We start from the raw sequence: 2,341 nt of genomic DNA, 5'->3' as shown, positions 1-2,341 counted from the left end.
CGGCTCACGCCGTAGTAGCGGCAGCTCGCGGCGATGTTTCCGCTGACTTCCTCGACATGTCGCAGCACCGCGAGCTTGTGATTCGCTCGCCGTTCGATCGCCCGCTGGGCCGAGGCGGAGAGTGATCTGGTCATGCAGTCTTCCTCCCAAGTGGAAGACCCGACTGTCAATAACCTCCGTCAGTTTTATAGGAAAGCGAAAACCCCCGCATCCCTTGTAAACACGGGGATCGCGGGGGCTTGCACGTGGCGGTACCGGTGGGATTTGAACTCTAGTTCGGGGCGTTAGGATCCCCGGTAATCGGGCCAACTTCCGCGGAATGTCAACGAAGTAGGCCTCGTGTGATCTCGTAGAACCTCATTGGATCTCACACGGTTGTAGTCAAAATGTAGTCAAATGCAATCGCCTTTGGAATGTGAAATTAGCGCATTAGGCACCAATTTAGCCTGGCCTCCGCGCAGGCGCGAACATAGAGAGGCCTATGTCGCTTCCCTCTCGGGCGGTGCTCGAACTTGAAAAAGGGTGGCCATTCGCGCGCTCGACTGGCTACGGCCTCCGAGGCCAGTTGCGCCCTCCCTCGAGCCCGCTCACGCGCCTCCCCTCACGCCCCGGGCCGTCGACAGCACTCTAGCGATTGGGGCGGTCGGCAGCGGATCGGTGACCGACGGAACCCTATGCTCCGGCCGATCGCACCACAAGGCACAGCGGATCAGGGCGCGACAATGTTTCCGGATCCTGTCACGAAGCCGAGCCGCCTCGCGAAACCGGGAGCGGCCGCTGGCAGCGCGCAGCCCCGCAGCCGGACCAGGGGGAAATCCAGCTGCGGGGCGCCGCCGTCCCATCGGCACGACGTCCCCACCCACTGGGACACCGACGGGATCTGCCGCCCGGAAGTGGAGGAGGCTCCCTCCGGGCAGCCCGCACGCGACCCGCAAGGGCCACAGCGGCGTTCTCTATGCGGTCGAGTTCGATGGAGCGTCGTCGCTAACGGCGCCGAGATGGATCGATTCCTCCGCCCACGGGTCCAGCCCGATGTGGATAACATCCTGTTCTCCACGAAGGGAGAGCTGGATGGCATCGTCCACGCGTGAGAGCGGGAAGCGGTGCGTCACCATCTTCTCGACCGCGAACCGACCCGAGTTGACGATCTCAGCCGCGAGTTCGGTGTCGCCTGCCTGCCCGAGTCCGCCGAGGATCGTTAGCTCCTTGAACACGACAGCGTCGAGGTCGAGACTGAGCGGCTTTCCTCCCCGTGTCCCGGCGGACACCATGCGCCCTCCGAAGGCAAGCGCATCGGTGGCGATACGGTACACCTCTTCTGCTCCCGTGCACTCGATGGCGACGGCGAGGCCGAGGCTTCGGAGTTCGGCCCGTGACGATTCGGATGTTTGCAGCTCGTCGGTGTTGAAGATGAGGTCTGCGCCGTACTCCCGTGCGAGCGCGAGCCGGCTCTCGTCGGTTTCGCGGCATGCGACGACGATCGGGGACGCGCCCGCCAACGAGGCGACGATGATTGAGGCCAGCGCCTGCACGCCAAGCCCTGTGACGAGAACACCCTCTCCTACGCGGACCTGGCCCCGGGTTCGCACCCATCGGACGCCGTTGGCGAGCACGCTGGTGAGAACGGCGGCTTCGTCGGGCACGGAGGCCGCGACCTTGTGCACACGCGCGCCAGGCGCCCCGAAGAAGTACTGCGAGTATCCGCCCCACAGGTGGGGTGGCTCTGTAGAAGGGATCGTCACACCGTACGTGAGGCCTTCGGAACAGAAGTGATATTCGCCGCGGCGGCACGCATCGCATCGACCGCACCGCAGGTAGGGTTCCACGGACACACGGTCCCCGACCGATATCTTGTGGGCCTGGACCGCATCATCCCCGATTGCCACGACTGTGCCGACGACCTCGTGGCCCATCAGAAGCGGATACTTGGCCTTCCGATTTCCGCCGGCATACTCGATCAGGTCACCGCCGCAGATTGTGACCAGATCTACTCGCAGGACGAACTCGTCCGGATTCGGCAGGGGCACCTCGAACGAATTCTCGACGAACGAACCCGGTCGCTCAAGCACCATTGCACGCGACGTAGCAGCCATTTCGGGCTCTCTCCTTTGATTCACCGTGTCACCGCGGCGGCGAGCAGGTGTTGTTGTGTGGTTTCTTGGCCGCGGTTTTGGTTGAGGACCTGGCCGCGGTGGTCGTCGCCGACGAACTCGCCGTCCTGATACACCAACCGGCCGCCCACGATTGTCGCCGCCGGCCACATCCGCAGCACGTAATCCTCATACGGGGAGAAATCCACGGCCGAGAACAACTCATCCGCACGGACCGGTTTCTCCCCCGT

At 63.9% G+C, this 2,341-nt stretch carries 2 protein-coding genes; both read right to left on the bottom strand.

What is annotated here, in order from left to right:
* Window positions 1–953 precede the first annotated feature (953 nt).
* Window positions 954–2,093, bottom strand: coding sequence for a zinc-binding dehydrogenase (locus ACFQ9V_RS20610; RefSeq protein WP_382460979.1), 1,140 nt, complete (start codon window positions 2,091–2,093; stop codon window positions 954–956).
* Window positions 2,094–2,113: 20 nt separating this feature from the next.
* Window positions 2,114–2,341: hypothetical protein (locus ACFQ9V_RS20605; RefSeq protein ID WP_382460978.1), on the bottom strand; the 228-nt coding region annotated here is incomplete at its 5' end.

The sequence above is a fragment of the Leifsonia sp. NPDC056665 genome, assembly GCF_042791795.1.
Lineage (GTDB): Bacteria > Actinomycetota > Actinomycetes > Actinomycetales > Microbacteriaceae > Leifsonia.
Note: the sequence above shows the minus strand (reverse complement) of the source record. Positions and strands in the feature narration are given on the sequence as shown.